General features: G+C 63.1%; 19 protein-coding genes. 4 read left to right on the top strand and 15 right to left on the bottom strand.

The window, feature by feature from the left end; genetic code table 11:
* Positions 1 to 87: 87 nt before the first annotated feature.
* The 8 genes from B1526_RS01795 to hisS all read right to left on the bottom strand — a co-directional run bounded on the left by B1526_RS01795 (position 88) and on the right by hisS (position 9,558).
* The gene (locus B1526_RS01795; RefSeq protein WP_235607008.1) at positions 88 to 1,047 is read right to left on the bottom strand and encodes a PPK2 family polyphosphate kinase; all 960 of its coding nucleotides are present in this window, start codon (positions 1,045 to 1,047) and stop codon (positions 88 to 90) included.
* Positions 1,048 to 1,369: 322 nt separating this feature from the next.
* Positions 1,370 to 2,491: an amino acid ABC transporter permease gene (locus B1526_RS01800; protein WP_095614425.1), complete on the bottom strand. Its 1,122-nt coding sequence runs from the start codon at positions 2,489 to 2,491 to the stop codon at positions 1,370 to 1,372.
* Positions 2,492 to 2,494: 3 nt separating this feature from the next.
* On the bottom strand, positions 2,495 to 3,172 hold the full coding sequence (locus B1526_RS01805) for an amino acid ABC transporter permease (RefSeq protein ID WP_095614426.1): 678 nt from the start codon (positions 3,170 to 3,172) through the stop codon (positions 2,495 to 2,497).
* Between the two features lies 1 nt (position 3,173).
* Positions 3,174 to 4,022: a glutamate ABC transporter substrate-binding protein gene (locus B1526_RS01810; RefSeq protein WP_095614427.1), complete on the bottom strand. Its 849-nt coding sequence runs from the start codon at positions 4,020 to 4,022 to the stop codon at positions 3,174 to 3,176.
* Positions 4,023 to 4,071: 49 nt separating this feature from the next.
* Positions 4,072 to 4,851 carry an amino acid ABC transporter ATP-binding protein gene (locus B1526_RS01815; protein WP_095614428.1) on the bottom strand — a complete coding sequence of 260 codons (780 nt, stop codon included), beginning with the start codon at positions 4,849 to 4,851 and terminating at the stop codon, positions 4,072 to 4,074.
* A gap of 164 nt (positions 4,852 to 5,015) precedes the next feature.
* Complete coding sequence (locus tag B1526_RS01820; protein ID WP_095614429.1) at positions 5,016 to 5,798, bottom strand: alpha/beta hydrolase family protein; 783 nt, start codon at positions 5,796 to 5,798, stop codon at positions 5,016 to 5,018.
* Between the two features lie 470 nt (positions 5,799 to 6,268).
* Positions 6,269 to 8,065 carry an aspartate--tRNA ligase gene (gene aspS, locus B1526_RS01825; RefSeq protein WP_095614430.1) on the bottom strand — a complete coding sequence of 599 codons (1,797 nt, stop codon included), beginning with the start codon at positions 8,063 to 8,065 and terminating at the stop codon, positions 6,269 to 6,271.
* A 101-nt stretch (positions 8,066 to 8,166) separates the two neighbouring features.
* Positions 8,167 to 9,558, bottom strand: a complete 1,392-nt coding sequence (gene hisS, locus B1526_RS01830) for a histidine--tRNA ligase (protein ID WP_095614431.1) — start codon at positions 9,556 to 9,558, stop codon at positions 8,167 to 8,169.
* A gap of 118 nt (positions 9,559 to 9,676) precedes the next feature.
* Between hisS and B1526_RS01835 the strand changes: the two genes are divergently transcribed.
* Positions 9,677 to 11,104, top strand: a complete 1,428-nt coding sequence (locus B1526_RS01835; protein ID WP_095614432.1) for a DUF349 domain-containing protein — start codon at positions 9,677 to 9,679, stop codon at positions 11,102 to 11,104.
* Positions 11,105 to 11,212: 108 nt separating this feature from the next.
* Here the strand turns inward: B1526_RS01835 and B1526_RS01840 are convergent, their stop codons facing one another.
* Entirely contained in the window at positions 11,213 to 13,762 is a 2,550-nt protein-coding gene (locus tag B1526_RS01840; RefSeq protein WP_095614433.1) for an ATP-dependent Clp protease ATP-binding subunit, read from the bottom strand.
* A gap of 169 nt (positions 13,763 to 13,931) precedes the next feature.
* Between B1526_RS01840 and B1526_RS01845 the strand changes: the two genes are divergently transcribed.
* Entirely contained in the window at positions 13,932 to 14,927 is a 996-nt protein-coding gene (locus B1526_RS01845; protein ID WP_095614434.1) for a universal stress protein, read from the top strand.
* A gap of 125 nt (positions 14,928 to 15,052) precedes the next feature.
* A complete protein-coding gene (locus B1526_RS01850) occupies positions 15,053 to 16,120 on the top strand; it encodes a hypothetical protein (protein WP_095614435.1) in 1,068 nt (355 codons plus the stop codon).
* A gap of 88 nt (positions 16,121 to 16,208) precedes the next feature.
* Here B1526_RS01850 and B1526_RS01855 read toward each other — a convergent pair whose 3' ends face one another.
* The 5 genes from B1526_RS01855 to B1526_RS01875 form a co-directional block, all read right to left on the bottom strand.
* A complete protein-coding gene (locus B1526_RS01855; protein WP_095614436.1) occupies positions 16,209 to 17,579 on the bottom strand; it encodes a DUF3027 domain-containing protein in 1,371 nt (456 codons plus the stop codon).
* 3 nt (positions 17,580 to 17,582) lie between these two features.
* On the bottom strand, positions 17,583 to 17,972 hold the full coding sequence (locus tag B1526_RS01860) for a cold-shock protein (RefSeq protein ID WP_095614678.1): 390 nt from the start codon (positions 17,970 to 17,972) through the stop codon (positions 17,583 to 17,585).
* Between the two features lie 175 nt (positions 17,973 to 18,147).
* On the bottom strand, positions 18,148 to 20,019 hold the full coding sequence (locus tag B1526_RS01865) for a sensor histidine kinase (protein WP_095614437.1): 1,872 nt from the start codon (positions 20,017 to 20,019) through the stop codon (positions 18,148 to 18,150).
* A gap of 65 nt (positions 20,020 to 20,084) precedes the next feature.
* Positions 20,085 to 20,822 carry a response regulator transcription factor gene (locus B1526_RS01870; protein WP_095614679.1) on the bottom strand — a complete coding sequence of 246 codons (738 nt, stop codon included), beginning with the start codon at positions 20,820 to 20,822 and terminating at the stop codon, positions 20,085 to 20,087.
* A gap of 61 nt (positions 20,823 to 20,883) precedes the next feature.
* The gene (locus B1526_RS01875) at positions 20,884 to 21,804 is read right to left on the bottom strand and encodes a TPM domain-containing protein (protein WP_095614438.1); all 921 of its coding nucleotides are present in this window, start codon (positions 21,802 to 21,804) and stop codon (positions 20,884 to 20,886) included.
* Between the two features lie 84 nt (positions 21,805 to 21,888).
* Here B1526_RS01875 and B1526_RS01880 point away from each other — a divergent pair, with 84 nt between their 5' ends.
* Positions 21,889 to 22,182, top strand: coding sequence for a WXG100 family type VII secretion target (locus tag B1526_RS01880; protein WP_095614439.1), 294 nt, complete (start codon positions 21,889 to 21,891; stop codon positions 22,180 to 22,182).
* Positions 22,183 to 22,329: 147 nt separating this feature from the next.
* Here the strand turns inward: B1526_RS01880 and groL are convergent, their stop codons facing one another.
* Complete coding sequence (groL, locus tag B1526_RS01885; protein ID WP_095614440.1) at positions 22,330 to 23,943, bottom strand: chaperonin GroEL; 1,614 nt, start codon at positions 23,941 to 23,943, stop codon at positions 22,330 to 22,332.
* Positions 23,944 to 24,018 lie beyond the last annotated feature (75 nt).

A 24,018-nucleotide genomic window follows, 5' to 3' on the forward strand; every position in this document is an offset into this window, starting at 1 on the left:
CGTATGCAATATGGGATGGGTGAGGGCGCTCGTGATACACGAACACCCTCACCCATCCACCCCTCTCTCTTATATCAATCCCTTATATCAATCCTTCGCATCCTCTTCCATATCCCCGTTGAGCCGTCTGATCGCCTCGTCCCTGTCGACATCAAGCGGCGGCCATGTCATATTGAAGTTCTTCATCGTCGTGCGCAGCAGTTCGGATACGACGATGCGCGAATACCAACGTTTGTCCGCGGGCACCAAGTACCACGGCGCATATGACGTGCTCGTCCGTTCGAACACCTGCTGCCATGCGACCATGTAGTCGTCCCAGCGGTCGCGCGCATCAAGGTCGCTCGGATCAAACTTCCAGTATTTGCGCGGATCGTCGAGACGACCGAGGAAATGTTTGCGTTGCGCGTCCTTGCTCGACACGAGGAAGATCTTGATGATCGCGCAACCGTCACCGACAAGGTCGCGCTCAAACGCGTTGATCTCGTCGTAACGCTCGTGCCACACCTCCTCGGGAACCGTGCCGTACACATGCGGCATGACGATGTCCTCGTACTGCGAACGGTCGAATATCGAGATCCATCCGTTCGCCGGCAGCTCCTTGCGGATGCGCCACAAGTAGTCATGCTTGCGCTCCTCGGGCGTGGGTGCCCCGAACCCGTGGTAATGGATGCCCATCGGATCGACTTGGCTGAACACGTGACGCACGATGCCACCCTTGCCGGACGCATCCATCCCCTGCAGCACGATGAGCAGACGGTGATGGTCGCCGCGTACGCCGTTCGCGTACATGAGCCGCTGGTACCGCGCGATCTCCGCCGCACTCAAGGCGATGAACCGCTCCCCATCCTCCTGGCCTCCTTCAAAACCGGGAGTCGCCGCCGCATTGATCGACGTGAGGCGGGTGTTCGCCGAAAAACGCAACCGCTGCGCCGGAGGGAGCGTCCACACCGAACTGAGCATGTCGCTCGACTTCGCCGCACGCGCAAGGCGTTCGGTGATCGTATCGGCACTGTCCACGGCCTGGGCGTGCGAGGCGATCTGCTTCATCGTTTTCCTGATGTTCTTCGACTGCTTGTCTTTCGCCATGGTTCCAGTCTAGTGCCCCAGCCCCGCTCCCCCAAGCGCAACCGCTGCATCCCGTAAGCAATCGCGCCGTGCATCCCGTAAGCATTCTTGGTGCATCCCGTAAGCATTGCCGGTGCACCTCGTACAACATTTCCACTGCATCCCGTAAGCGATTGCTCAGTGCATCCCGTAAGCATCCTTTATGCATCCCACTACAAGATGAGGCCCGCGGAGCGTACCCCGCGGGCCTCACACGCCACCTGTAACGGCAGTGGCGCATGGTCACGTCACCACGTGGCGCGCATCAGCGCTTCGTACCTGACTGCGTCGACGCATCATCCTGACCGCCGTGATGATGGTGGTGCTGATGATGGCGGTGCTCGTTCCTGACCTTCTGGCTCTGCGGCTGCGTCTCATCGTAGCCTTGCGTGTACCGTGTGCGCCTCCAGTTGCGGATCGACGCGTTCGTGCCGCGGTGATGCACATGGTACAGGCGCTGCGAGCCGCCGAGCGGGCGTTCCTCGTGTGCGACCGCGATCTGGTTGGCGTTCGACGGGTCGAGGATCGCGATCGGCGCGACCGGCTCCGCTTCCGTCGGCGCCATCGTACGCTGCTGCATACGCACCGGCAGCCACTCCGCGAGACGCGACAACAGCCAGCACAGGATGAAATAGACGACACCGGCGACGACAAGCGTCTGCAGAATGTTGAAATACATCGAGCCGAGTCGGCGCGATTCCTGCAACAGGTCGGTGTACATGATGATCGAGCCGAGCGCCGTGTCCTTGAGCACGACGACGAGCTGCGTGACGGCGGCAGGCAGCATCGCGTAGATCGCCTGCGGCACCTCGACGCTCAGCAGCGACTGCGTGCGCGTCAGACCGAGCGCGACAGCCGCCTCATGCTGTCCGTTCGGCAGGTTGCCGACGCCCGAACGCACAAGTTCGGCGACAACGGAACCGTTGTACAGCACAAGCGAGAGGACGACCGACCAATATGCGGGGCTCGGCAGGTCCATGAACGCGAACCAGCGCCAGAAGAAGATCATCATGATGAGGACGGGGACGGCACGGCAGAACTCGATGACGATGCCGCACACGCCGCGCACGACCGCGTTCGGAATGAGACGGCCCACACCGAAGAACAGGCCGAACACAACGGCGCCGATCACGGCGAGGAACGTCGCGCGCAATGTCGCCCATAGACCGGGCAGATAGAAGTCCGCCCACGCCTCGCCGTCGATCGCCGGCTTCCACAACTCCCAACTGAGCTGGTTCTCACCGTCCGGCGGGTTGTACAACCGCGTGAGGATGAGCACGACGAGCGCGACGAACACGATCGCGGCGATCCAATTGATGATCTTGATCCTCTTGCGCATCCTTGGACCGGGCTGGTCGAAGAGCAGAGCGCTTTCATTTGCGGCCATGACTCACCTCCGTACCGCGAGCTTGTTGGACAGGAACGTCGTCAGCAGACCGATCGGGATGATCAGGATGACGTAGCCGAACGCGAAGATCAGGAAGATCTGGATGATGACGTCCGGACGGAACTCGATCATTTCGCTCATGAGCGACGACGTCTCCGTCGCGACGGACGCGGCGGCGGCGACGGTCGAGTTCTTGAGCAATGCGATGAGCGTGTTGCCGAGCGGCGCAACCGAGCCGCGCAGCGCCTGCGGCATGATGATGAGCGTCGCCGACTGCATGAAGTTGAGCCCCATCGCGCGCGCCGCCTCCGCCTGCCCGAGCGGCACCGTGTTGATGCCGCTCCTGAGCGACTCGCACACGAACGCCGCCGTGTAGAGCGACAGGCCGACGACCGCGAGCCAGAAGAAGTTCGTGTCGAAATTGTCGGAGAAGCTCAGTTTGAGCTGGGCGAACGCGCCGAGCACCATGAACACCATGATGATCGTGAGCGGCATGTTCTTGAACAGCTCGACATAGCCGCCCGCCACATGACGCATCGACGCGACGGGCGAGATGCGCATGAGCACGAGGATGACGCCGAGCACCGCCGAGAACAGCGCCGACCAGAACGTCAGTTCGAGGTTGACGAGGAACGCGGCGGGCACGTTGTACTGCTGGAACAGTGAGATGAATCCTTCCATGTCACTCCCCTTCGTCCGGTTTCGGCGGATTGTACTTCGGATTCGGCTTGTATCCGGTGCCTTCGGTCGCGTGTTCGATCGCGCGCTCCCATTCGCCGGTCTTCTCCATCTCCTCGATCGCGTCGTTGATTTTCGTCGCGAACTCCTTGGAATCGGCGTCCTTCTTGATGCCGACGCCGTAATACTCCTCGGTGAACGGTTTGCCGACGACTTTGAGCTTGCCGCGTGACGCCGCCGCAAGGCCCGCGAGGATGATGTCGTCGGTCGTGACCGCGTCGACGATGCCGGAAAGCAGCGCCGTCGCGCATTCCGCGTATCCGGGCTGCTCCATGAGCTGCACTTCCTTCGCGAACTTCTCCTTGACGACCTTCGCCGACGTCGAACCGGTGACCGAGCACAGGCGTTTGCCGTTGAGGTCCTGCGGCCCCTTGATCGATGTGTCATTCGCGCGGACCATGAGGTCCTGTCCCGCGACGAAGTACGGTCCCGCGAAATCGACCGCCTTCTTGCGTTCATCCGTGATCGAATACGTTGCGAGGATCATGTCGACGTCGCCGTTCTGCAGCATCGCCTCACGCTGTTTGCTCGGCGCCTCCTTGAAGACGATTTCGGAATCCGTGTAACCGAGTTGGTTCGCGATGTAGCGCGCGACGTCCACGTCGAATCCCTCATAGGTGCCTGATTTCTTGAATCCGAGTCCCGGTTGGTCGAATTTGATGCCGACCTTGATGACGTGGTCGCCGTCCGCTTCGTCCGATCCGCACGCCGCCACGCCCACGGTGCACGCGAGCGCGCACAGCGCCGCGAGTCCTTTGCGCAGCCACGCGCGCATGGTTGTTCGTTGGGTCATTGTTCCTTCTTTGCTTCCGTTTGCCTGATGCACGCCGTATGGACGGTGTTCAGTGGGTGAGGATCTTCGAGAGGAAGTCCTTCGCGCGTTCCGTCCGCGGATGTTCGAAGAACTCGTCCGGTGTGCCGCGTTCGAGGATCTGTCCGTCCGCCATGAAGATGATGCGGTCCGCGGCCTTGCGCGCGAAGCCCATCTCATGCGTGACGCACAGCATCGTCATGCCTTCGTGGGCGAGTTCGACCATGACGTCGAGCACTTCGTTGACCATTTCGGGGTCGAGCGCCGACGTGGGTTCGTCAAAGAGCATGACCTTCGGATGCATCGCGAGCGCGCGCGCGATGGCGACGCGCTGCTGCTGGCCGCCGGAAAGCTGCGACGGCATCTTGTTCGCCTGTGAGTCGACACCGACGCGCGCGAGGAGGTCCATCGCCTCCCGCTCGGCCTGGGTCTTGTCCATGTGGCGGACCTTGATCGGCGCGAGTGTCACGTTGTCGAGGATCGTCTTGTTCGCGAAGAGGTTGAACGACTGGAACACCATGCCGACTTCCGCACGTAGTTGCGCGAGCGCGCGCCCTTCCTCCGGCAGCGGCTGTCCGTCGATGCGGATGACGCCCGAATCGATCGTCTCGAGACGGTTGATCGTGCGGCACATCGTCGATTTTCCGGAACCTGAAGGTCCGACGATGACGAGCACCTCGCCCTTCTTGACTTTGAGGTTGATATCGCGCAGCACATGGAGGTTGCCGAAGTGCTTCTCCACATGTTCGAGCTCGACGAGGTAACGGTCGTCGCCCTGTGCGCCCTGTTGTGTTGCTGTAGTTGCTGTCATAGGCGCACAGTGTAAAGTTCGTGTGTTTCGTGCACTGCATATCGCGCAACGCGTTCGCCAACTCCGAATCTTATTTAGATAATCGATTTCGATTCTGTCGTATTATCCATCGATGTGGAGTGTTCATGTGCACGTCGCCCGTCGCGTTCAGTCGTCTGCGATGTTCAGATGATGCGTTGGTTCGCGACGAGGAACTGCACGGCTTCATCAATCGCGGTGTCACGGTCCTCCCCGTCAAAAGGATGCCCCAGATGCGTGTACAGGCTCACCGCACAATTGGGCATCGCGGCACCGTACTGTTTCGCGGGACCGTCGCCGACGACGGCGTCGTCCTCGCCTTGTATCGCGAGTGCCGGGCCTTTGAACATCGCCGTCGTCTCGTAGATCGGCAACGTCTGCGCGATGCGCATGACCTTGCCGTTGACATGCTCCCCATTGCGCAGCGTGATCTCATCGGGGATGTGGTTCGCGTCGAACGGCACCCCGAGCAGTGTGCCGCGCAGGGCGTCGTCCTTGATCGTCGCGGCCGGCGCGAGCATGACGAGATTCGTGATGACATCGGCGTACATGCCGGCGGTCATGCCGGCGATGACGCCGCCTTGCGAATGCCCCATGAGCGAGATCTCAGTCGGTTGGATGCGCGTGCGCACATGGTCGAGCACGGCGATCGCGTCCTCGATCTGGTTGAACACATCGGAATCGGCGAATGCGCCGTCGCTCGCGCCGCGGCCGTTGAAATCGAAACGGACGACGATGTACCCCTGTGCGATGAGCGCGTCGGCGATACGTTGGTAGACGTCGCCGTCCTTCGCGCCCATGTCACGCAGGAACCCATGCATGAAGATGACGGCCGGCCCGGACTGGATGTCCTTCGGTCGCTCCACGAGCCCATGGAGTGTGAGTCCGTCGCGTTTGACCTCGATTGCCTCGCTCGTCTTGTCCGTCATCTGTGGATCTCCTTACCGGTTGCATCACTATTCGCCATCGTAGGCGCGCATGGCCGACTTCACGCACCGGTCACGCCGAGAGCCAATCCACATACCCGACGCCGCTCCCACGCGCTACCGGCGGCGCACAATCCTTAACCGGCAGCACCCTTATTCGTCTCCTGCAACAGGTGCCGCCCGAAACCAGGTACTGCCAGTACCAGCAGATGCCACCCGTAAGCAGGAAAACAACCCGCAAGCACGAGCAACCCATAACAGGAACAACCCATAAGCAGGCACTGCCCGTAACAACAGGTACCACCCATAAGCAAGAGCAACCCGCAAACAGCAACAACCCGTAACGGATGCGGCGTCTGGACAAGGAAGGGCGGGGTGCAACCCATGATGGGTCGCACCCCGCCCTCATCGGCAATCAGCCTATCGGATGTACCACCGGTACCGTGTCACAGACATGACCAGACACGGCCGGCTCAGTCGTCCTCCTCCGGGTCGTAGTCGACGCCGGTCTCGGCACGCTGCTCGTCGCTGATCGGCGCCGGAGCGCCGGTGAGCGGGTCGCGGCCGCCGCCCGCCTTCGGGAACGCGATGACGTCACGGATCGAATCGGCGCCGGCAAGCAGTGCGACGGTGCGGTCCCAACCGAGCGCGATACCCGCGTGCGGCGGCGCGCCGTACTTGAACGCCTCAAGCAGGAAGCCGAACTTGTCGTTCGCCTCTTCGGGCGTGATGCCGAGCACATTGAGGACACGGTCCTGGATGTCGTCACGGTGGATACGCACCGAACCGCCGCCCATCTCGTTGCCGTTGCACACGATGTCGTACGAATCGCTCATCGCGTGCTCGGGGTCCTCGTCGAACGTGTCGATCCAGTCCTTCGACGGCATCGTGAACGGATGGTGCATCGACGTCCACTTCGAATGGCCGACGGCCACGTCATCGTCATCGGGATCGTCGGTGCGCTTGAAGAGCGGGAAGTCGACGACCCATGTGAACGCGAAATCGTCGGGTTTGAGCAGACCCGCGCGTTCGGCGAGTTCGACGCGCACCGCGCCAAGCAGCAGCTGCGACGATTCACGCGCACCCGCCGCGAAGAACACGGCGTCGCCATCCTCGGCGCCGACCGCTTCCTTGAGTCCCGCGCGTTCCTCTTCGGAGAGGTTCTTCGCAACGGGCCCCTTCAGTTCACCGTCCTCGGCGAACACGACATACGCGAGGCCCTTCGCTCCGCGCTGCTTCGCCCAATCCTGCCATGCGTCGAACTGGCGGCGCGGCGTCGACGCGCCGCCCTTGAACAGCACGGCGCCGACATACGGGGCCTGGAACACGCGGAACGGCGTGTCCTTGAAGTACTCGGTGAGTTCGACGAGCTCGTTGCCGAAACGCAGGTCCGGCTTGTCCGAACCGTACTTGTCCATCGCGTCCTGCCACGTGATGCGGTTGATCGGCAGCTTGACGTCGTAGCCGTCGGCCTTCCAGATCGCCGCGATGACCTGTTCGGCCATCGCCATGACATCCTCCTGGTCGACGAACGCCATCTCCATGTCGAGCTGTGTGAACTCAGGCTGGCGGTCGGCGCGGAAGTCCTCGTCACGGTAGCAGCGCGCGAACTGGTAGTAGCGTTCGACGCCCGCGACCATGAGCAGCTGCTTGAGCAGCTGCGGCGACTGCGGAAGCGCGTACCACGAGCCCGGCACGAGGCGCGCCGGTACGACGAAGTCGCGCGCGCCCTCCGGCGTCGACTTGATCATCGTCGGCGTCTCGACCTCGGTGAAGCCAAGCTTGTCGAGCACAGAACGCGCCGCGCGCATCATGTCCGAACGCAGCTTGACGTTGCGCTGCATCGCGGGGCGGCGCAGATCGAGGTAACGGTACTTGAGGCGCACATCCTCGCCCGGCAGCTTGTTCTCGGATTCGTTCTCGAGCGCCGTCGACACCTGGAACGGCAGCGCGTCCGACTTCGCGAGCACATCGATCCTGTCGGCGACGACCTCGACCTTGCCGGTCGCAAGATGGTCGTTCTCGTTGCCCTCCGGGCGCAGGCGCACATTGCCTTCGACTTCGATGACGTATTCGCTGCGCAGCGGACGCGCCATCTCCTCATCGTTGATGACGACCTGCACGAGGCCGCTGTTGTCGCGAAGGTCGATGAACGCGACGCCGCCGTGGTCACGGCGACGGTCGACCCAACCGGCGAGCGTAACGCGCTCCCCGACGAGATCCTCGGTAACCTCGGTGGCGTGATGGGTGCGATAAGCCGTCTGGCTCATACTTCCTCTATTCTGTATGTATTGTTCTCTGTATTGTTCTGTTTGCTGTTCGTTTGCCGCAGGTCGTTCCCGGTCGTCGGCGTATGCCGCGCGGGCGTGGTTCAGGCGTGCGTCTCCACTGTTTGCCGGGCATACACAGTATCCGGCTCCCATGACCGCGCATCGGCGTCCGTCTGCTCACCGCTGATGATGTTCTTCACCTGGTCGGGGCCGTCGTCTGCCGGGTCCTCGTTCGGGAACCAGACATAAGGAATGCCGAGTTTGTCCGCGTATTTGATTTGCTTGCCGAGTTTCGCGGCCGTCGGCGCGACGTCCGCGGCGATGCCGCGTGCGCGCAGCTGACGCGCGATCTCGTTCGATTCACCGCGGTTCTCCTCGTTCCACACGGCGACGAGGACGCACGCCGGGGAGATGCGGCTCGCCGTCGCGCCGGCGGAGTGCAGCATATACGACACGAGGCGCGACAGGCCTATCGACAGCCCGACACCGGGGTATTTGCGGCTGCCTTGCGACGCGAGGTTGTCATAGCGGCCACCGGAGCATATCGAACCAAGTGAGGATGCGCCGTCGAGGAACGTCTCGTAGACGGAACCGGTGTAGTAATCGAGGCCACGCGCGATTTTGAGGTCCGCGATGACGGAGCCCGGGCGGATGCGCGCGGCTTCGTCGACGATCATCGTGAGTGTGTCGAGCCCTTCCTTCGCCATCGCGTACGCGTCGCCATCCATATCGATGTGGTGGATTTCGCACAGTCCGTTGAAACGGTCGATGAGCGACTGTCCATCGGATGCCGTGATCTGCGCGAGTTCGAGGCATGCGTTCGCCTGTTGTTCACTCGCCGCGCATTCGTTCACGAGCAGCCTGACGACTTCGTCGGCGCCGATCTTGTCGAGCTTGTCGATTTCCCGCAGGACGCCTTCGATGTCCGTGAGCCCGAGCCCACGGTAGAAGCCTTCGGAAAGCTTGCGGTTGTTCGCATGGACGGTCGCCTTCGGCAGACCGAACTCACGCAGCCGTTCGAGCGCGTTCACCATGACGAGCGGCAGTTCGACCTCGTAATGCTCGGGAAGCGTGCCCTCGCCGACGACGTCGATGTCGGCCTGCACGAACTCGCGGAAGCGCCCCTCCTGCGGACGCTCCCCGCGCCACACCTTCTGGATCTGCCAACGCTTGAACGGGAACGGCAGCTGCCCCGAATGCTCGACGACATAACGGCTGAGCGGGACCGTGAGGTCGAAATGCAGCCCAAGGCGCTGCTCGACGGCCGTGTCGGACTCATGGCCCACTTCCTGCAGACGCGAGAGCAGGTAGATCTCCTTGCTCGTCTCGCCTTTCTTGAGCAGGCTCGAGCCCTGTTCGACCGCACGGGTCTCGATGCCGATGAACCCGTTAAGCTCGAAGACATCACGGAGCGTGTCGATGACACGCTGCTCCACTACGCGTTCAGAGGGGAGCCACTCTGGAAAACCTGATATAGATGCACCTTTTGCCACGGTTCCACATCATAAGGGATGTCGCGGAAAATGTATCGATGCCATTGCCTACACTAAGTAACAAAGAGTGCGAATACGTTCTCATTCTTTCGTGTCCACCAAGCCTAAGGAGCTGACCATGGCCGACAATAACGTCACCGAATCCCAGACCAACGATCCGACGCAGCAGGCGGCTGCCCCCGAAGCGGCGAAGCACGCGAAGGCTGCGCCGACGCCGGCGGCCATCAAGGCCCATGCTCCCTCGCCCGCCGCGTTCGCGAAGAACGCGAAGGCCGCACCGGCCGCGAAGACCGGCGGCTTCGCCGAGCAGGACATCAAGGAGGCCGAGCGGTTCGGCCGTGTCGGCGATGACGGCACCGTCTATGTCAAGGAAGGCGACGCGGAGCGCGAGGTCGGGCAGTTCCCGGACGCGTCGAAGGAAGAGGCGCTCGCTCTGTACGCACGCCGTTACCTCGACCTCAAGGCGAAGCTCGACCTGTTCGCGCAGCGTCTCAAGTCGAACTCGATCAAGCCCCGTGAAATCGACGAAACCGTGGCGGCGCTCGACGAGGAGACCGCCAACCCCGACGTCGTCGGTGACATTCCGGCGCTGCGCAAGCAGTTCGAGGAGCTCAAGGCGCAGGCGCAGGCGAAGAAGGAGTCCATCGCCGCCGCGCGCAAGGAGGCGGTCGCGAACGCCGTCGCCGAACGCACGAAGATTGTCGAGAAGGCGGAGGAACTCGCCGCGAACCTCGGTGACAACACGAACTGGCGTTCGACGGCGGACAAGTTCCGTTCGCTCTTCGACCAGTGGCAGCAGCATCAGCGCACGACCGTCCGCATCGACAAGTCCGACGCCGACGCGCTGTGGAAGCGTTTCTCGACCGCGCGCACGACGTTCAACCAGGCGCGCCGCAAGTGGGCGCAGGCGCGCGACAACGAGCGCGCGGCCGCTCGCAAGGCAAAGGAGGCGATCATCGCCGAGGCGAACGAACTCAAGGATTCGACCGCGTGGGCGGAGACGTCGCGCCGCTTCAACGACCTCATGGCACGCTGGAAGCAGGCGGGACGCGCAGGACGCCAGGAGGACGACACGCTCTGGGCGCAGTTCCGCGAAGCCGCCGACACGTTCTTCAACGCGCGTCAGGCCGACCGTGAGCAGATGAACACGGCGGAGAAGGAGAACCTCGCGAAGAAGGAGGCGCTCCTCGTCAAGGCGGAGGCGCTCGTGCCGGTCAAGGACGAGACGGAAGCGAAGAAGGCACGCCAGCAGCTCGCCGCGATCCAGGAGGAATGGGACCAGATCGGTTATGTGCCGCGCGAGGACATGCGCCGCATCGAAGGCCGCCTCGATGACGTCGACAAGCAGATCAAGGCCGTCGAGGATGCCGCATGGAAGCGCAGCGACCCGGAGGCCGACGCCCGCAAGTCGAGCTTCGAAGGCCAGCTCAAGGCGCAGCTCGACGAACTCGACGAGCGGATCGCCAAGACCGATGACCCGAAGCAGAAAGCGAAGCTCGAAGCCGAGAAGGCGACGAAGGAGCAGTGGCTCAACGCGATCATGTGACCGCCGCCCATAGCACAACGCAAAAAGGGGTGCGCACCGAGGAATCGGTGCGCACCCCTTTCGTATGTGCGGTCACAGCTGTGCTGTGACGTCAGGCGTCAGCCGCGCTCATTCGCCGCTGCCCACCGGTTGTGGCTCCTCCGCGACGACGTCCTTGCTGTCGTCGCCCTCGCCGGCTGCCGGCAGCTCGAACGGCTCACCCCTGAAGATGAACTCACCGAGGATGCCGTCACCTTCCGCATCGACGACGACGCGCTCGTTGTCGTTGAGCTCGCCCATGAGGATCTTCTCGGAGATCGTATCCTCGATGTCGCGCTGGATGACGCGGCGCAGCGGACGCGCCCCGAGGAGCGGGTCAAAGCCCCTCTGCGCGAGCAGGTCCTTCGCCTTGTCCGTCAGGTCGAGCTCCATATGGCGGTCGAAGAGACGGTCATTGAGCTGCTTGACGTCGAGGTCGACGATCTCGCGCACCTGAGGCTCGGTGAGCTGGCGGAACACGATGATGTCATCGAGGCGGTTGAGGAACTCGGGGCGGAACTGCTGCTTGAGCTCGTTCGAGACCTGGTCCTTCATCCGCTGGTAGCTCGACTCGGTGTTGTTGCCCATGTTGAAGCCGGTGTTCGCCGCCTTCGCGATGTCACGTGTACCGAGGTTCGTCGTCAGGATGATGATCGTGTTCTTGAAATCGACCTTCCGTCCCTGGCCATCGGTGAGATGACCGTCGTCAAGCACCTGCAGCAATGTGTTGAAGATGTCCGGATGCGCCTTCTCGATTTCGTCGAAGAGCACGACGGAAAACGGCTTGCGGCGCACCTTCTCGGTGAGCTCGCCACCTTCCTCGTAGCCGACGTATCCCGGGGGCGCGCCGAAGAGACGCGATGCCGCGTACTTCTCGGAGAACTCGGACATGTCGACGCGGATGAGCGCGTCCTCATCGTCGAACAGGAACTGCGCGAGCGCCTTCGCGAGCTCGGTCTTGCCGACGCCCGTGGGGCCGGCGAAGATGAACGAGCCTGCCGGGCGCTTCGGGTCCTTGAGGCCCACGCGCGTGCGCCTGATCGAACGGGACAACGCGGAGACCGCCTCGTCCTGGCCGATGATGCGCTTGTGGAGCTCCGATTCCATCGACATGAGCTTCTTCGATTCCGCCTGCGTGAGCTTGAACACCGGAATGCCCGTGCTCTGCGAGATGACCTGCGCGATGACATCCTCATCGACAACCATGCGGACGTCGGATTCGCCTTCGCGCCAGGCCTTCTCCTTCGCCTTGCGTTCGCCTTCGAGCTTCTCCTGGCTGTCGCGCAGCTCGGCGGCCTTCTCGAACTCCTGGTCCTTGATCGCCTGGTCCTTGTCCTTCGCGATCTTCGCGATGCGGTTGTCGAGTTCCTTGAGCTCGGGCGGTGCCGTGAGACGCTTGATGCGCAGGCGCGCACCCGCCTCGTCGATCAGGTCGATCGCCTTGTCCGGCAGGTTGCGGTCCTGGATGTAGCGTGCGGACAGCTCCGCCGCAGACTGCAGCGCACCATCGGTGATCGTCACATGGTGATGGTTCTCATAGCGCGCGCGCAGTCCCTTGAGGATCTCGATCGTCTCCGCGATCGAGGGTTCGGCGACCTGGATCGGCTGAAAACGGCGTTCAAGCGCCGCGTCCTTTTCGATGTACTTGCGGTATTCATCGGTCGTCGTCGCGCCGATCGTCTGCAGTTCGCCACGTGCGAGCATCGGCTTGAGCATATCGGACGCACCAAGCGCGCCATCTGCCGAGCCGGCGCCGACGATCGTATGGATCTCGTCGATGAACAGCACGATGTCACCGCGTGTCTTGATCTCCTTGAGCACCTTCTTGAGGCGCTCCTCGAAATCGCCGCGGTACCGGGAGCCCGCGACCATCGAGCCGAGGTCGAGCGAGTACACCTGCTTGTCCTTGAGCGTCTCCGGGACGTCACCGGCGACGATCTTCTGCGCGAGCCCTTCGACGACGGCCGTCTTGCCGACGCCCGGTTCGCCGATGAGCACCGGGTTGTTCTTCGTACGGCGTGACAGCACGACCATGACGCGTTCGATTTCCTTGCTGCGTCCGATGACCGGGTCGAGCTTGCCTTCCTGGGCCTCGGCGGTGAGGTTGCGGCCGAACTGGTCGAGGATGGCCGAGCCGCTCTGGGCGCGCTTGTCCTGCACGCCGCCGGCGTTCGCCATGTCGCCCTTGTCATCCGAACCGTTCGAATTGCCGCGGATCATATCGATCGTCGTCGTGCGCAGTTCGCCGAGGTCCACATCCATCTTGATGAGGACCTGGGTGCCGACGCCTTCGCCTTCGCGGATGAGGCCGAGCAGGATGTGTTCGGTGCCGATGTAGCTGTGCCCGAGCTGCAGTGCCTCCCGCAGCGAAAGCTCCAGCACCTGCTTGGCGTGCGGCGTGAAGGGAATATGGCCGTTCGGCGCGGCGTTGCCCTTGCCGATCATCTCCTCGACCTGCTTGCGCGTGTCCTCGAGCGTGACGCCTTTGGCTTCCAAGGCCTTCGCGGCGACGCCCTCTCCCTCACGAATCAGGCCGAGCAGCAGATGCTCGGTGCCGATGTAGTTGTGCTGGAGGGCACGAGCCTCTTCCTGCGCGAGCACGATGACGCGCCGCGCACGGTCGGTAAACCGTTCGAACATGCTTGTCCTTCCATATATGGTGATTCCACATCACTCTACAGATTTCTTGTGACGTTTATTTCCGCGACCTTCGTTTTTTCCGATGGCCGATTACGTTATGCTTGGAGACGGTGAACGAGCCGCGTCCGGGGCACGCACGCGGCGCATGAGGCAACGCAAGGAGCATCGTATGAGCGAGACAACCGCTTCCCCCAATCCCCCATCGGACATCAATCCCAAGTCGGACATCGTCGTGGGCGTCGACGGCTCCGCGGAATCGTTCGCCGCGCTGCGCTGGTCACTCCAGCAGGCACGGCTTTCCGGTCAATGCGTCAACGCCGTGTATGGATGGTCGTATTCGTGGGACATGGGGCCGGAACCGTCGACGAAGGAGGAGGCCGACGTGCTGCGCGAACGGATCGCCGACGAGCTGCATACATGGGTCGATGCCGCGTCGAAGGACATGGACATGAGCGACGAACAGATCAAGCTGACGTCGTTCCGTGCGGCCGCGAGCACGGCGCTCCTCGAGATCGGCGCGAACGCGCAGCAGATCGTCATCGGACGCCGTTCGATGAGCCGCGTCGCGCGCTGGCTGCTGGGTTCACTCTCCTCGTCGCTCGCCGAGGAGGCGGATGTGCCCGTCACGATCATCCGCAGCGCGCAGGATGAGGACATCGATGTGCAGGACCAGATCGCAAACGCGCTTTCGCCGAACGACCAGCACGTGCATTTCGTGACGCCGCACGTCGAGATACCACGCACGGCGCGCCCGATCGTCGTCGGCGTCGACGGTTCGGACACGTCACGCCGGGCGCTTGAGTTCGCGGCGGGGCTCGCGAAACTCAACGACGCACCGCTGCACGTCATGTTCTTCTGGAGGATCAAGGACCTCGGCACGGTTCCCGGATACGAATCGAGCATCGCGCCGATGGACGTCGCGCAGCGGTACGCGATGCGCCGCCTTGAGGACTTCATCGACGCGGCCAAGCTGCCGGCGCCGCTCGATGTGACGCCGAACGCGTTCCACATCTCCCCAGGCAAGGGCCTCGTGAGCGCATCACGCTATGCGCGGCACATCGTCGTCGGTTCGCGCGGCCTGAGTGGCCTCGACGCGCATTTCCTCGGATCGGTGTCGAAACAGGTCATCAATTCCGCGGAATGCAACGTGACCGTCGTGCACTGACGGCGTCGTGCACTGAACGCCATCATGCACATCCCATCCGCACCGACGTACACGTTCACCGTAAGCTCAGCGCATGCGCACGTATGCACGATGCGCGCATAGACTAAGGGGATTTGGAAGGCGACATGGAAGACAAGATGACGAACGGCACAGCACACGACGATATGGACGAGCACAACGACGGCATCGCGCACGACGCGCATGCGGACGCGCCCGGGGATGACGGGACGTCGGCGCATGAGATGGAGGCGTCGATTTCCGCCGATTCATCCGCGCGTGAAGCGTCGGGTGACACGATGGAATTCGCGCGCCAGAATCCACCGTCGTTCGCGCCGCACAATGGCGACGGCGATGATACTGACAGTGACGATGATGACAAAAACGACGCCGACGACGGCGAAGGGCACGAGTCGGAACTCGGACAACGCGAGGACGGCACCGCATACCCCGACCATGAGGACCACGACGAGCAACGCCGTTCGGTGAAACGGCGCCGCCGTCTGCCGTGGATCACGATCATCATCGGCGCGTTGATATTGTGCGGCGCGTTCGGATACCTGTATGCGAACGGCAACATCAGCGGCACGCCGCGCGCGGCGGCGATGGCATCGTGCGAACAGGAGGCGGCGAAGGCGCGCGAGGCGAAGCGGCTTGCGGACATGGCGATCACCTCGGCAAAGCAGTACATCGACGATCCGAAGACGACGATCGACGCATCCGACCTGCGCAAGCTCAACATCCTGATGGATGATGCAGGCAAGGAACCCGCGATCCCCACGTGCACGATGACGACGCGAGACAACGACCTCAAGGCGCACGCGAAGACATCGAAGGACCTGCACGATGTCTACATCACGATCGCAAAGGAACTGCTCGCGATTACTGGTGGCACGATCAAAGGCCTCTATACCGAGACGACCGACACCGGCACGCAGACACCCACACAGGACGAAACCGAGGAGCCCGTCGAGGCGCCGACACCGACCGAGACGGTCACGGCGACGCCGACACCGACGCCATCCTCGACGACGGATACGGCGAAACCTACCCCGTCGCCGACATCATCGTCCTCCCCCACGTCGAGCGCGTCACCGTCACCGTCGGCGAACGTGTCGAAGAGTCCGTCGGCATCCGCGGATGCGTCCTCCTCTCCTTCACCGTCCCCGTCATCACATGATGCAAGCCGCACATGAGGATATCCGGCACTGATATCAGGAACGCGTACAGGGCGGTGGATGACCGTTGTCATCCACCGCCCTGTACGCGTCGGTGCCACACCTGTCAGTCGTGCGCCTCCTCATAGGGTCGCACTGGCGGCACCTCCGCTGCGTCCGCCGCGGCAGCCGCATCACCATCCGCCGTCGCGTCCCCGTCGGCTTTCGCTTCGAGCGACTCCTGGAAGTCCTCGCCCTGTTCCTCGGCGTCGGTCGTCAATTCGGCGACGATCTGCGTCTCGCCGACGGTGTCCTCTGTCTCGTCGCCTTCCGCGTCCGATGCGGCGATTGCCTCACGTTCCTCGTTCGTGACGACGTCGTCGGCGGCGTCGGTCAGTGAGGTTTCATCGACTTTCTCGTCGTGCGCTGCGCGCGGTTCGTCCGATATCGTATCGTCCGCGGCGCGCGTTTGCGCATCGTCGGTCGCCATCTGCACATCCGCGTCGATCGTCTCGTCCCCGTCATGTGACGTATCCGTGATGTCTACGGTATCTGTGTTGTCCGTATTGTCTGTATCGCCGGCGGTATCCACAACATCCACAGTGTCCTCGTCATCCGCCACATCCGTCGCCGACTTCGTACCGTCGTGTGCGCCGTCGTGACGTTTGGCGTCGACGACCGTCTCGATCAGTTCGACGTCGCCGCGTTCCTCACGAGGGATTTGCGCGACGATGTCGATATGCACGTCGTCGTAGGCAGGTTTGGTCTGGATCCACAGATGGCTCGGCTCGGGCGGCTCGATCTGCGAATGCTCGCCACAGCCATGGTCGAGGGAGACGACACGTCCGTCATCGGGACTCCAGCGGTTCGCGCAGACGCCGAACATCTCGCTCAGCTCACCGCGCAACTGGATGAAAAACCCGCACGTCGAACAGGTGTTGCCGTCCGCGGTCTTCGTCGAAAGCGATTTCGGCCCATGTGGGCCGTCATACCACCGTTGCGCCGTCTGCGCGCGCCCAAGCGGGGACATGACCGACCTTCTCGACAGGTCGAATTCCTCGACCGCGTCATGGAGGTCCTCCTCGTCCGTCGTCGCGCCATCTCCGGAGACGGTCATCGTGACCGTTTCCGTTTCTGATTCGTCCATGCCCGGCTCAAGCCTCGGGTCATCCGGTTCGGTTCCGATTGCATCGGTGACCGATAGGTCGGAGGGTTCGAGGCGGTCCTTCCACGGCACCCATGTGGGCGGAAGGAGCGCCTTGTCGGTCGGGATGAGCGTCGCCTCGTCGACGGTCCACCGGTCGTCGTCGACGTCATGGAACAACGTGACCGACCATTGCCAGCCTTCGTAGCCGACCATCGTCGCGACGAAACGGAAATCGGTCACACCATCCGAGGACGCGATGCTCGTCACGAAGTCGCCAACGTGGTCGGCATCCTCGGCGGTGTCGATCGCGACGGCGCGTGCGAGCGCCTCGGGGTCAAATGCATCTGCCATCGTTCATTCCTGTACATCGAAGTTGTCGGCGACGGCGCGCAACAGCTGCGCGAGCTTGCGGCTGTCCGTCTGTGACGGGTAGCGGTGGCGGCGTAGCTGGTTGCCGGCGTTGTCGAGGAGCTTGATGAGGTCTTCGACGATCGCGGCCATGTCATCCGGCTTCGGCCGCGTCGCCTTGACAAGCGACGGCGCCGACTTGACGAGCGTCACGCTCATCGCGACGGGGCCACGGTTGCCGTCGACGACCGAGTATTCGACCCGGGCGCCTTTGCGCAGCTCGTTCACCCCTTCCGGCAACGAGGTCTGCGGAAGGAACACATCCGGACCGTCATCGCCGGTGATGAATCCAAATCCCTTCTTCGCATCGAACCAACGTACACGTCCGCTAGGCATGTCCACCTCTCCACTGTTGTCCCCATGTCCGTCCGACATGGTGCTGTTCCGTCATGGCGCGGGGAACTGCCCGCGCGTAATACCAAAGGTTCATTCTACCGCACATGCCGCGCATCCGTCGAATGTCTGCGTTCGATGTCGGCGTACGGCACGCCAGCGCCGTACGCCGACATCGTCACGGCTTGGTCCGGCCACCTCTCCTGTCGGCTTTCCGCTCTGTTTTCCTGCCGTCTTTCGCATGGTCCGTCGGATCTGCAACGGCCGCGGGGTTCGCGACGGCCGCCGGCTCCAGGTCGGCATGTGCGCCCCCATGCGCTTCGCCATTCGGCGTGAGCGGCAGGATGATCGTGAGCGTCAGACCGCCGCCTTCGCTTTCGGTCGCGCATATGAAGCCATGGTGCGCGTTGACGACCGATTGCGCGATTGCCATGCCGAGGCCTGTGCCGCCTTTGAGACGTGCCCGCGAAGGGTCGGCCGTGTAGAAGCGCTCGAAGATCCTCGACCGCGATTCGGCGGGGACGCCCGGCCCATGGTCGACGAAGCGGGCTACGGCGAAGGCGGCCCCGTGATTCGTCTTCGTGTACATGAGCGCGGCGTGCAGCACATGGGCGATCGAATCGCCGTCGGGCGGCAGTTGCGTGAGCTCGTCCGCGCCCATCGACGCGCCGATCACGCCGAGCGCGAGTTCGACGGGCGAATCCTGCGGCGTGTACCGGTGGATGTTGCCGACGATGTTCGTGACGACCTGCTGCAGACGCGCACCGTCGGCGACAAGCGTGACCTTCGGCAGCGCACCCGCGGTCATCGTGAACTTCGGGTGGATGGGATCGTCGAAATCGAGTCCGATGACACCCGTGCGGATCTCTCGTTGCGGGTCGAGCGCGTGCAGATCGCTCGCGGAATCGGCGATGACCGCGCCGAAATCGACATGCTGCGTGATCGAGATGCCACGTCCCTCGTCGAGCCGCGCAAGTGACAGCAGGTCTTCAACGAGCACGGTCATGCGCGCGCTCGACGCCTCGATGTGGTCGATCGAGTCGTCGGCGAGCTCAAGCGCGTGCTCGCCGTCTCCCGCACCACGCTGCATCTTGTACAGTTCGGCATAGCCGTGGATCGCCGCGAGCGGCGTGCGCAGCTCATGGCTCGCGTCGGAGACGAACCGTTTCATCTTGTCGGTCGTCATCTGCTGCTGCCGGAAACTGCGTTCGATTTGTGCGAGCATGAGGTTGAGCGAACGTGAGAGCGAACCGATCTCGGTGCCTTCGGGCGCCGGCGGGATACGTTGCGACAGGTCGCCCGACGCGATCTTCGCAGCCGTCTTCTCGATGCGTTTGAGCGGTTCGAGTGTGCGTTGCACGAGGAGCGCGCTCACGACGCCGCCGAGCATGACTACGGCGATGCTCACCATGACGCAGAATTTCGTGAGGTTGTCGATCATGTCGCTCTGGTTGCCGAGCGATAGTCCGATGTAGATGATGCCACGGTTGTGTTGGATGCCGTTCGCATCCTCACTGATCCAACGCAGCGCGACGACACGCCATGGGTATTCGGCCATCGTCATCGTCGCATGGTCGGGCGTGCGCGTCGTGTTCGACGTGTCGACGATCGCCGGCGTCGTGTACGGCTTCGCGAGTTCGTGGCCGTCGAGGCTCCCATCGGTCGGCAGATCGGGCCGGGAGACGACGCCGTCCTTGTAGACCGGCTGGAGCAGGATCGTCGATGTGCCGGTATGCGCGTCGTAGGCCTGCACATAGTAGCTGATCATCGGATTCGTCGGGTTCGCCTTGCTGTTGAGGAGCGCCGTGTTGCGAAACACGAGGTCGGCCTGCTGCAGCAGCTGGTTGTCGGTGCGCTGCGTCATGTAGTTGTTGACGAGTTGGGTGATCGCGAGCGAGATGCATACGGTGCCGACCGACAACAGTACGATGATCGATGCGACGAGTTTCGCGCTCAACGAGACATGGGCGAGCAGTCCCTTGCGTCCGTCTCGCGCCGTACGCGCCGGGGCGGGCACGCTTGTCCCGCCACCGGTGCCATGCTCCGTCATCTCATGTCCTCCGATGCATGTCCTGCATGTTCATGTATCCGTTCGGCGCGCGCCGCCGCCGGCCGTCAGCTGCGCGGGACGCGAATCATGTAGCCGATGCCGCGCTTCGTCTCGATGAGCGGCTGCACCTTGTGCTTCGTGCCGTCCTCGTCCGTCACTTCGAGGTCGTCGACTTTCTTGCGCAGATAGGAGATGTACGATTCGACGATCGCCGCGTCGCCGCCCCAGTCGTATTGCCAGACGTGGTCGAGGATCTGCGCCTTTGACAGCACGCGCCCCTCGTTGTCCATGAGGTAGCGCAACAGCTTGTATTCGGTCGGGCTTAGGTCGATCGTCTGTCCGGCGCGCGTCACGTCATGCGAATCCTCGTTGATCTCAAGGTCGCCGACGCGAATGATCGGATCGTCCTCGACCTGTTCGCGCGTGCGGCGCAGGATCGCGCGGATGCGCGCGACGACTTCCTCAAGGCTGAACGGTTTCGTCACGTAGTCGTCGCCACCGACCGTCAGCCCCATGACCTTGTCCTGCGTGTCGTCGCGTGCGGTCAGGAAGAGGACGGGCGCGTCGATGCCCTCTTGGCGGATGCGGCGTGTGACGGTGAATCCGTCGATGTCCGGCAGCATGACGTCGAGGATGATCAGATCCGGTTTCGTGCGCTCGATGACTTCGATCGCCTCCGAGCCAGACGCCGCCGTCTCGACTTCGTAGCCTGCGAAATGCAGCGAGGCGACAAGCAGTTCACGGATGGAGGGTTCGTCGTCGACGACGACGATTTTCGCTTCAATACCTTTGCTCGCATTCATACCGACCATCATGTCCTCGGACACTGAACGTTTCCTGAATGTGCGCTGTGAGATAGAGTGCTCATTGCTTGTATGCCACATGCGGATCCGTATCATCCGCAGCCGCATCGTCCGCAGCCATATCCGCATCGTTGATCGCCGCGTCCGCATCGTCCGCCCTCGTCTCCGTTGCGAGGTCCGTCGCACCGTTCGCGGTCATGCCCATATCGGATGTTGCGGCATCGGTGTCGACTTCCTTGCGGCGGCGTATGACGATGACGACACCGACGGCGACCGCGGCGACCGCCACCACCGCGATGAGCGCGATGATGCCGATCATGACCGCCGATTGCGACGTGGACGTGCTCTTCTCCCTTTGGATGACATCCATCATGTCGATCGCCGATTTCGCCCAATCGGGGCTTTCCCCCGCCTTGACGCCGGTGAGTGGCGCGGACGCCGCCTCGGAGAGCGCGTCGACGCTTTGCTGGCTGCGCAGCCATTCGTCGGAATCGGGAGAGACGACGACGGCGAGGTTGCCGTCGTTCGTCGCGACGGCGAGCAGGACGGTGTTCGGAGCCGGATCGAGCGATTTGAGCGTCTCACGCGCCCATGCGTCCGGGGATTCGGTCGAATTGAATGAGTCGACATAGATGAGACGGACTTGGACACCCGTCTGTTCGCGGGTGCGTGTGATCGCATCGGACACCTTCGCCATGTCGTTGCCGAGCAGGTTCTGCGTGTCGAGGATGTAGCCGCCGTTGGCGTCAATCGCATCCGCATCGGATGCCGGCTGGGACGCCGCCGGCGACGGTGTAGGGTCATCGGCGAATGCGGTGCGCGCCATGCCGGTGCCGGCCATCGCCACAGCGAGCATGAACGCGAGCACGAGTGTCACGCATCGGCGAGCGGTGACGCTGATTATGCCTGCCGTGAATTGTGGATAACCGGACCGTCCGTACACAGGTGTCGTTTCCGCTTGGTTCTCGATTCGCATCGTCATATATTCCACAGTACCGGGCGGCGGTCACATGCCTTCCGGTGTTCCACAGACAACTGAAAACCCATATCGGAAAGGACAAGGACGATGCCCCAATACCAAGTCGATTCGGAACGCATCCAGGCGTCGAGCGCGGCCGTGTGCTCATCGGTCGCCCGAATCAGGGAAGCCGTCAACGGCATGTATGCGAACCTCAACGCATTGCAGGACTGCTGGCACGGAGGCGCCGCGGCGCAGTTCACGGCGCTCGCCACACAATGGCGTGCCGCGCAACAGCAGATGGAACGCTCGCTTGAATCGATCCAGCAGGCGCTCACGCAGGCGTCGACCGTATACGCGGACGCCGAGCATGCGGCAGCGCGGCTTTTCAGCGCCGGCTGAGCACTGTTGCGCATATGCGCCGCAGCACCCAGAATCGCGATAACGACGAAGGTCCCGTCTCTCTGGTGGGGAGACGGGACCTTCGTCGATCAATGTCGGGAGCGGTCATTACACCGGCCAAGTCCGGCGCGATCGCCTGTCATCCGATCAGTAGCCCATGTCCTGGTTCGCGCCTGCGGCCGGGGCCGGCTCCGGCTTGTTCGCGACGACCGCTTCGGTCGTCAGGAACAGACCGGCGATCGACGCGGCGTTCTGCAGCGCGGAACGCGTGACCTTGACCGGGTCGGTGACGCCAGCGGCCATGAGGTCCTCATAGGTGTCGGTCGCGGCGTTGAAGCCTTCGCCTTCGGGCAGCGAACGCACCTTGTCGAGCACGACGTCACCGGACAGGCCGGCGTTGTCGGCGATCTGCTTGAGCGGAGCCTCGATGCCGCCGAAGACGATCGCGGCACCGGTCGCCTCGTCGCCGTCGAGCTTGACGTCCTTCTCGGCCTTCGCTGCGGCCTGCACGAGCGCGACACCGCCACCGGGCACAAGGCCCTCCTCGATCGCGGCCTTCGCGTTGCGCACCGCGTCCTCGATGCGGTGCTTGCGTTCCTTGGCCTCGACTTCGGTCGCGGCGCCCACCTTGATGACGGCGACGCCGCCGGCGAGCTTCGCGAGACGCTCCTGGAGCTTCTCACGGTCGTAATCGGAGTCGGTGTTGTCGATCTCGGCGCGGATCTGCGCGACACGTGCCTCGACGTCCTCCTTCGAACCGCCGCCGGAGACGATTGTCGTCTCGTCCTTCGAGACGATGACCTTCTTCGCGGTACCGAAGACGGACAGGTCGACGGAATCGAGCTTGAGGCCGATCTCCTCGGAGACGACCTGGCCACCGGTGAGGATCGCCATGTCCTGCAGCATCGCCTTGCGGCGGTCGCCGAAGCCCGGGGCCTTGACGGCGCACGACTTGAAGGTGCCGCGGATGTTGTTGAGGATGAGCGTCGGCAGCGCCTCGCCATCGACGTCCTCGGCCACGATGAGCAGCGGCTTGCCGGTCTTCATGACGAGCTCGGCGATGTGGACGACGTCCTGCTGCGACGAGACCTTGCCGCTCGTGAGCAGGATGTACGGCTCGTCGAGCACGGCCGTCTGGTCTTCGGCGTTCGTGACGAAGTACGGGGAGATGTAGCCCTTGTCGAAACGCATGCCCTCGGTGAACTCGAGGTCAAGGCCGAAGCGGTTGTTGTCCTCGACGGTCACGACGCCGTCCTGACCGACCTTGTCGAGCGCTTCGGCGATCTTCTCGCCGACTTCCGGATCAGCGGCCGAAATCGTCGCGGTCGCGGCGATCTGGTCCTTCGTCTCGACCGGCTTCGCCGATGCGACGAGTTCCTTGACAATCGCGTCCGAAGCCTTCTCGATACCACGGCGCAGCGCGATCGGGTTCGAACCGGCGACGACGTTCTTAAGTCCTTCGTGGACAAGCGACTGCGCGAGCACAGTCGCGGTCGTCGTGCCGTCGCCTGCGACGTCGTCGGTCTTCTTCGCGACTTCCTTGACGAGTTCGGCGCCGATGCGCTCGAACGGATCCTCAAGGTCGATCTCCTTGGCGATCGAGACGCCGTCGTTCGTGATCGTCGGCGCGCCGTACGTCTTGTCGAGCACGACGTTGCGCCCCTTCGGTCCGAGCGTCACCTTGACGGTGTCCGCGAGCTTGTCGAGACCGGCCAGCATGCCCTGGCGCGCTTCCTCGTCATATTCAATGATCTTTGCCATATGTTCCTCCACTATGGGATAGATACGTCATTACGACATCACCCGGATCATGGAAGCGGACAGCCGACCGTCAGC

The sequence above is a fragment of the Bifidobacterium criceti genome, assembly GCF_002286935.1.
Taxonomy (GTDB): Bacteria; Actinomycetota; Actinomycetes; order Actinomycetales; family Bifidobacteriaceae; genus Bifidobacterium; species Bifidobacterium criceti.